Source organism: Gammaproteobacteria bacterium (assembly GCA_011375345.1).
Taxonomy (GTDB): Bacteria; Pseudomonadota; Gammaproteobacteria; order DRLM01; family DRLM01; genus DRLM01.
Map to the genome: position 1 here is coordinate 1 of DRLM01000061.1, position 7,639 is coordinate 7,639.

At 62.7% G+C, this 7,639-nt stretch carries 7 protein-coding genes; 2 read left to right on the top strand and 5 right to left on the bottom strand.

Translation table 11 applies throughout. The annotated features are described in order from the left end of the window. Positions 1–230, top strand: a 230-nt coding sequence (locus ENJ19_04430) for an IS630 family transposase (GenBank protein ID HHM04976.1), incomplete at its 5' end; no start/stop codon positions are given. 365 nt (positions 231–595) lie between these two features. Here the strand turns inward: ENJ19_04430 and ENJ19_04435 are convergent. The 5 genes from ENJ19_04435 to coaBC form a co-directional block, all read right to left on the bottom strand. Continuing rightward, positions 596–1,096, bottom strand: coding sequence for a hypothetical protein (locus ENJ19_04435; protein HHM04977.1), 501 nt, complete (start codon positions 1,094–1,096; stop codon positions 596–598). Between the two features lie 333 nt (positions 1,097–1,429). Then, positions 1,430–2,323, bottom strand: a complete 894-nt coding sequence (argB, locus tag ENJ19_04440) for an acetylglutamate kinase (GenBank protein HHM04978.1) — start codon at positions 2,321–2,323, stop codon at positions 1,430–1,432. 66 nt (positions 2,324–2,389) lie between these two features. Beyond that, positions 2,390–3,943 carry a phosphomannomutase/phosphoglucomutase gene (locus ENJ19_04445; GenBank protein HHM04979.1) on the bottom strand — a complete coding sequence of 518 codons (1,554 nt, stop codon included), beginning with the start codon at positions 3,941–3,943 and terminating at the stop codon, positions 2,390–2,392. 1,078 nt (positions 3,944–5,021) lie between these two features. Next, positions 5,022–5,477, bottom strand: coding sequence for a dUTP diphosphatase (locus ENJ19_04450; GenBank protein HHM04980.1), 456 nt, complete (start codon positions 5,475–5,477; stop codon positions 5,022–5,024). After that, positions 5,458–6,663 carry a bifunctional phosphopantothenoylcysteine decarboxylase/phosphopantothenate--cysteine ligase CoaBC gene (gene coaBC / locus ENJ19_04455; protein HHM04981.1) on the bottom strand — a complete coding sequence of 402 codons (1,206 nt, stop codon included), beginning with the start codon at positions 6,661–6,663 and terminating at the stop codon, positions 5,458–5,460. The genes ENJ19_04450 and coaBC overlap by 20 nt, the downstream gene beginning before the upstream one ends. A gap of 123 nt (positions 6,664–6,786) precedes the next feature. Here coaBC and ENJ19_04460 point away from each other — a divergent pair, with 123 nt between their 5' ends. Next, a complete protein-coding gene (locus tag ENJ19_04460) occupies positions 6,787–7,461 on the top strand; it encodes a JAB domain-containing protein (GenBank protein ID HHM04982.1) in 675 nt (224 codons plus the stop codon). Positions 7,462–7,639: the final 178 nt, after the last annotated feature.

Sequence of the window (7,639 nt, forward strand, 5' to 3'; positions counted from 1 at the left end):
ACGTCGAGCGGGAGGATGTCGATATCCAGCTCGCTTTCCTGCCGGCCTATGCGCCCGAGCTGAATCCGGTGGAATACTTGTGGGGTTATCTCAAGACCCATGAGCTTGGCAATCTCTGCGCCGACACACTCCATCAAGTCAGTGATTTTGCACGGCGCCGTCTCAAGTCTATGCAGCGCCGCAGCAACCTGGTGGCGGCCTTCTGGGAACAGGCGGAGTTGCCCATATGAATCTGTCATGTATTTATGTAAGCATCAATAACCCGGCAATTAGGATTGTCGCGCGGCACAGGGATGTGCCGCCATTGGCGCAAGTCAATGCGAGCCCGCGAAATACCAGCCACTTCGCACAATGGCGCCCGTATTTCGCGGGCGGCAATCAAACAGGTCAGGACGACCTGTTTGATTGCCGGGTTAATAAGAGCCTTCGGGTTTGGGATGAATCGGCTGCAAAACCGGGAGAGCAGTCCCTATTGCCGCGATTTTTCGTTACATAGCGCCCACTCTGCGCCTCAACATCGCGACAATCTGTCCTCACTCTCCCACTTTTTCGCCCGATCCCCCTAAATCCGACAGGCTCCCAACCGCGTTTTGTTTCAGCTTTCGGCGGACCTGCGCTGTTCAATCCACCGCTGCATCATCTCCAACTCGCCTTGCACCAGCGCCCTCCCTTGCGCCGCGACTTGCTGTTGATAGGCGGCGATTTCGGCATACGGCGTTTCCCGACCCAGGGTTTCTGCCAATTGCTCAGGCGAGGCTGCTGTGAGGGCATCGCGAAGGGTGCGCTGCACTTTGCGGGGTTTTTCTATCAACTTGTGGTTCAGCGCGTGGGCGGTGAAAATGAAGGCACCGATGATGTAGGGGGTGTATAAGGTGACCACGCCGATGAAACCGGGTTCCGCTTTGGGGTCACGCATGGCCGGGATGGTGACGAAAAGCTGAAAGCAGACGATGCCGATGAGGATGGCGACGGCGACAACGATATAGCGGATGTCTTTTTTGCGGAGGTCTTCAAGTGCTTTGAGGGCCCGCTCCCGCTCTGCCGTAATTTCCTCGTGAGTGGGTGGCGCGCTGTTGATGTCAAATTCAAGCTTCATATTCCCCCTCGCTGTCTTGATAGGCGGCGGCCCCGGGGGGCGCCGCGGCGCAACGCCGGTCACAGGCGGGGTGGCGGGTGTCTTGTGCCACGTGCCTTTGTCACAGCGCGACTGTGGTTTTATCCGCCTCTGTGTACGGCTTGTATCGAAGCAGCGCCCTGCTCCCCCGACGCCGATGCGCTTGAATCGTACTGAACCTGGGAATTGGAGTCAAAATCGCCGCTACGGGGCTTGCGCCACGCCCTGGCGCCGACGGCGCGGTGATCGCACCGTGAATATTCGGCATCGATGAACGAAGAGGTTTGGTCTTTCGCGGCCAGACAGGCAAGCGTATCAACGCCGGATCAGCGTGCCCACACCTTGGTCGGTGAACAGTTCCAACAACACAGCGTGCTCCACCCGGCCGTCAATCACATGCGCCGCCCCCACACCGCCCAACACCGCTTCCACTGCGCAACGTATCTTGGGCAACATGCCACCATAGATGGTGCCGTCGGCAAGCAGGGCATCCACGTCGCGCACGTTGAGGCGGGAGATGGTGTCGTCGTTCTTGTCCAGCAGGCCCGGCGTGTTGGTGAGCAGGATGAGCTTTTCGGCTTGCAGCACTTCCGCTATTTTTCCGGCGACGAGGTCGGCGTTGATGTTGTAGGACTGGCCGTCTTTCCCCACGCCGATGGGGGCGATAACGGGAATGAAATTACCGCTCACCAGCATATGCACCACCGAGGCATCGACGCTGGCTACTTCGCCCACGTGACCGATGTCGATGATTTCCGGTGCGCTCAACTCCGGTGAATCGCCGGCCAGCGTCAGTTTGCGGGCGCGAATGAGATCACCGTCTTTTCCCGTCAAACCTACGGCGGCACCACCGTGGCGATTGATGAGCTTGACGATCTCTTTGTTCACCAGGCCGCCAAGCACCATTTCCACCACGTCCATGGTTTCGCGGTCGGTAACGCGCATGCCCTGTACGAAGCGGCTTTCCTTGCCGATGCGTTCCAGCAGTTTGCCGATTTGCGGTCCGCCGCCATGCACTACCACCGGGTTGATGCCCACCAGTTTCATCAAGACCACGTCGCGGGCAAAACCGCTTTTCAAGGCTTCATCCACCATGGCGTTGCCGCCGTATTTGATAACGAGGGTCTTGCCCTTGAAGCGCTGGATGTAGGGCAGCGCTTCGGTCAGCACGTGGGCGATGGTCATGGCTTGGTCGCGGCTCAGGGTCATGGCGTTTCTGCCTGGGAACGTATTGTCAATTAGCGGGTAATGAATGGGATAGACTGTCACCGGGCGCTAAAACGGTATCCGCAAATCCGGATCCACCTGGACCAGCAGCGCGCGAAACACGGATTGAATGCGCTCCAGCGCCGCCCGGTTGTTGGCCTCGAAACGCAAAATCAACGCCGGCGTGGTGTTGGAGGCCCGCACCAGCCCCCAACCGTCCTGGAAATCAGCGCGCAGGCCATCGATGGTGGTCAGGGCCGCGCCTTCGAATTCCGCCTGTTCCAGCAGTTTGTTCATGAAGGTTTGCTGGGTGCCTTCCGGCAGCTCGATACGCAACTCCGGCGTGGCGACGGCATCGGGCAGCGCGGCGAAGACCTCCCTGGGGGGGCGGTTTTCTTTGGCCAAAATCTCCACCAGACGGGCAGCCGTGTAGAGCGCATCGTCGAAACCGAACCAACGTTCCTTGAAGAAGATATGGCCACTCATCTCCCCCGCCAGCAGCGCACCGGTTTCTTTCATTTTGCGCTTGATCAAAGAATGGCCGGTGCGCCACATCATGGGCCGGCCACCGTGCTGGGCTATGTCGCGGGACAGGTTGCGGCTGCATTTCACGTCGAAGATGATCTGCGCGCCGGGGTTGCGGCTGAGCACGTCGCGGGCGTAGAGCATCATTTGCCGGTCGGGCCAGATGGTGTGGCCGGCGGCGTCGATGACACCCAGGCGGTCACCGTCGCCATCGAAGGCCAGGCCGATGTCGGCGCCCTGGGTCTGGACGGCCCGGATCAGGTCTTGCAGATTCTCAGGCTGGCTGGGGTCGGGATGATGGTGGGGAAATGACCCGTCCACGTCGCAGTACAGCTCGGTCACGTTGCAGCCCAAGGCACGCAGCAGGCGGGGCGCAGCCACGCCGGCAACACCGTTGCCACAATCCACCACCACGTTCAAGGGCCGGGCCACGGTCACGTCACCCACGATGGTTTCGATGTAATCACCCACAATATCCTGACGTTCCAAGGTACCGTTGCCGCGGGTAAAGTCGCCCTTCTGGATACGGCGTTTCAGCGACTGGATATCGTCTTCGGCCAGCGTGTCCCCTTTCAACACCATTTTCAGGCCGTTGTATTCCGGCGGATTGTGGCTGCCGGTCACCATCACTCCCGAGCCGGCGTTCAAATAGTGGGTGGCGAAATACAACACCGGCGTCGGCACCATGCCGATGTCGATCACGTCGCGGCCGGCGTCGCGCAAACCGTTGCTCAAGGATTCCGCCAGGCGCGGGCCGGAAAGACGGCCATCACGACCGACGAGCACCGTTTGCTGACCGCGGGCAAAAGCTTCCGACCCCAGGGCGCGGCCGATGTCGTACACCACTTCTTCGGTGAGGGTATCCCCCACGACACCGCGAATGTCGTAGGCACGGAAAATAGAGTCGGGTACGTCCATGGTGCTGTTTTCCTGTGAGCGCTGCGGTTGATTTTCTTGTTCCGGCCCGCGCAAGGAGGTGAAATAATCTTTGGTGGCCGCCTGGGGTGGCGCGGCGGCCGCTGCGGGTGCGGGGGGCGGTGGCACCACGGCGGCGGTCGAGGTGTCGTCGGACGGTGGCGCCGGGGGCACGCTGCCCATGGCGCTGAGCGCCTCCACGGTGCCGACGAATTCGCGGATCCGCAGTGTGTAACGGGGCCGGGAAGTCAGGCCCACGCGGGCGTCGCGCACCACGTCGACCAGGGTTTCCAGATCCTCTTCCAGGGCCTTGCTCAAAACAAAATGGATGGTCGCGGCGATCACGGCCAGCAGGACGAACACCACGGCGAAGATCACCCACAGCGCGCGTTCGCGCCACACAATGGCGGCCCGTTCCTCCGCCGGCGGCCAATAGCTCAGGGTCCACAAGGTGCCCGCCACCGGTGTAGTGCGGGTAGCGCCTGCAGCGATATCCGCTGCCTTGCCCAGGGCGGCCAGGAGCACCCCGGCACCGTCTCCCACCAGCTGGCGAACTTCGATGTAGCCCGATGCCACCTGCAGGCGCTCCAGGGCCCGCTGCACCAGCTCACTGCCGAAACTCACGATGAGATGGCCGATGAGCACGCGCTCGCTGCGGGATTTTTCGATCATCACCGGCCGCATGATGTCAATGTGGCCCTCGGCCGTGCCCATGAGATGGGCTTCCACCACGGGCGGTTTGCCGTTGCGCTCGGCCTGCGCCAGCATGTCCAGATCGGCGTAGCCCAGCTCCGGAAAAGTGCCCGGCTCCAGGGTCTTGTCGTTGGCCAGAATCAGACGAACCCGCTTGGCACCGGGGAAATGTTGCCGCAACACTTTTTCGGCGTCGGCAAGATCGCTTTGCGAGCGCGCGCTCAAAGCGGCCATCACATAGGGCAGGTGGGCGGCAATTTCCACCTTGACGGCGTTTTCCTGAATAACATCAGCAAAACGGAAGGCCACCTCGGTCGCCAGGTGTTCCACCCGTTGTTGCAGATAACGTTCGGTGACGTCACGGTAGATGTGGTAGGTGATGGCACTGGCCACCAGCAGCACCGCGCCGGCGGTGACCACGCCCAATACGCTGAGACGTGCAATACCAAAACGGGCCCGGGGACCATTACGGCCGTTGGGACTCAGCGGGGGCGCGCGGCGGGACAAAAACACGGTCAACCTCTGCTTCAGCCGGTAATCGAATCAATCCTGGGCGGGGCGGCCGGTTTCAGTGGCGGCCGGAGTGGCCGAATCCGCCCTCGCCCCGGGCGCTGCTTGCAAAACTGTCCACCACCTCCAGCCGCGCCTGCACCACTGGCACAAACACCATCTGGGCGATGCGTTCGCCCACCTCCACTGTAAACGGCTGCCGGCCGCGATTCCAGCAGGAGATCAGCACCTCGCCCTGGTAGTCCGAATCGATCAAACCCAGCAGATTGCCTAACACGATGCCATGCTTGTGGCCCAGCCCTGAACGCGGTAACAGCACCGCGGCCAGACCGGGGTCACCGATATGCAGGGCGATGCCCGACGGAATGAGCCGGGTGTCCCCCGGCGCCAGGGTCAGCGGCCGGTCGAGGCAGGCGCGCAGATCCAGGCCCGCAGATCCTTCCGTGGCATGACGGGGTAGGGGAATGTCTTTGCCCAAGCGGGGATCGAGCACCTTAATTTGTATGCTTTTCATTGTATCGTTCTGCAATGAGGTCCATGAGTGCGCGCGCCAGCGCGCTTTTGGGCGCCCGGCCCAGTGATGCGCCACCGCCGGGCCACAACACGGTGAGAGCGTTGTCGTCGCTGTCGAAGCCCGTGCCCTGACCCACTTGGTTCGCCGCGATCATGTCCAGCTTCTTGGCTCCCAGCTTGGCCCGGGCATGGGCCTCCAGGCATTGGGTTTCTGCCGCAAAACCCACTGTGAAAGGCGACACAGAAGATGCGGCCACAGCGGCCAGGATATCCGGCGTGCGCCGCAATGCCAAGCGCAGCGTTTCGGTGTGTTTTTTAAGTTTTTGGGACGCAGGCTCCTCGGGCGTGTAGTCCGCCACTGCGGCCGCGCCGATGAAAATGTCCACGCCGCGCAGGCGGGCCATCACCGCTGCAAACATGTCTGCCGCACTCTCCACCCGCAGGCATTCCACTCCAGGCGGCGCATCCAGGCTCACCGGCCCGCTCACCAACACCACTTCCGCGCCGGCCTCGCGGGCGGCAACGGCCAGGGCGTACCCCATTTTGCCGGAGCTGCGATTGCTGACAAAGCGCACCGGATCGATGGCTTCGCGGGTGGGACCCGCCGTCAGCAACAGCCGCCTGCCCGCCAGGGGGCCCGGGGCAACCACCCGCTGCAGCGCCGCAACAATATCGTCCGGCTCCACCATGCGGCCGGGGCCCTGCTCGCCGCAGGCCTGGTCGCCGCTGCCTGGACCGAGAAAACGAACCCCCCGGGCGCGCAGGCGGGCGCAGTTGTCCTGGGTGGCCGCCTGCGCCCACATGACGTGATTCATGGCCGGCGCCACCCACAGGGGTGCCTGACTCGCCAGGCACAGGGCACTCAGCAAATCATCCGCCAGCCCGTGGGCCACCTTGGCGAGAAAGTTTGCCGTGGCCGGCGCGACCACCACCACATCCGCCCAGCGGGCCAGTTCGATATGACCCATGGCCGCTTCCGCGGCGGCATCGTTGAGCGCAGTGCGCACGGGATGACCGGACAGGGCCTGGAAGGTCAGGGGGGTGATGAAGCCGGTGGCCGACTGGCTCATGACCACCCGCACTTCCGCACCGGCCTCGCGCAAACGGCGCACCAGCTCGGCGCTCTTGTAGGCGGCAATACCGCCCGTCACACCCAGCAATACGCGCTTGTGATGCAATCCGTCCATCGGTTAGGCTTTCTTCACGCTCGTTATGCCACCTGAGCTGCGCTCATCACCACAGCGAATAATGAAAACTAACAGATTCGCGCCGCCCTGCCCACGCGGAGCGGCGCGGGAGGGGGTGACTCCATGGCCATTACGGACTGGCCGGCCAAAGAACGGCCGCGGGAGAAGTTGTTGCAGCGGGGCGCCGACGCCCTCTCGGATGCGGAACTGCTGGCCATTTTTCTCCGTACCGGCACCCGGGGCAGCACTGCCGTGGACCTCGCCCGGGCACTGCTCACCGAGTACGGCGGCCTGCGGCAGCTGCTGGAGGCGGACGAGGACCGGTTCTGCCGCGGCAAAGGCCTGGGGCGGGCGAAATACGTGCAACTGCAGGCGGTGCTGGAAATGGGGCGGCGCCACTTGTATGAATCCCTGCTGCGGGGTGATGCGCTGAGCAGCCCGGCCGCCACCCATCGCTATTTGCAGGCGCGGCTGCGGGGCTATCCCCACGAGGTCTTCGCCTGTCTCCATCTGGACAACCGCCACCGGGTCATTCACTACGAGGAGCTGTTCCGCGGCACCGTTGACGGTGCCAGCGTCCACCCCCGGGAAGTGGTCAAAAGTGCGCTGCGACACAACGCGGCCGCCCTCATCCTGGCCCACAATCACCCCTCCGGCGTCCCCGAGCCCAGCGCCGCCGACAAACTCATCACCCGACGTCTGCGGAAAGCCCTGGCGCTGGTGGACGTGAGGGTGCTGGATCACGTCATTATTGGCGAGGGGGAAGCGGTCTCCTTCGCGGAACGCGGCTTGATCTGATCCAACCGCTGACGTCTCCCCATTTTTTTGCGAGGAGTGCTTTAAGGTGTTGAAAATGAGGGAGAAAGGGTGTGGTAGCTAAAGAATCGGAGCTTTCGATGGGGTAAAATGGAAGTGCACACAAGCCATTGAACCCCAAGGAAAACTCCGATGACACAAGATGCCAGAGAACGCGCCA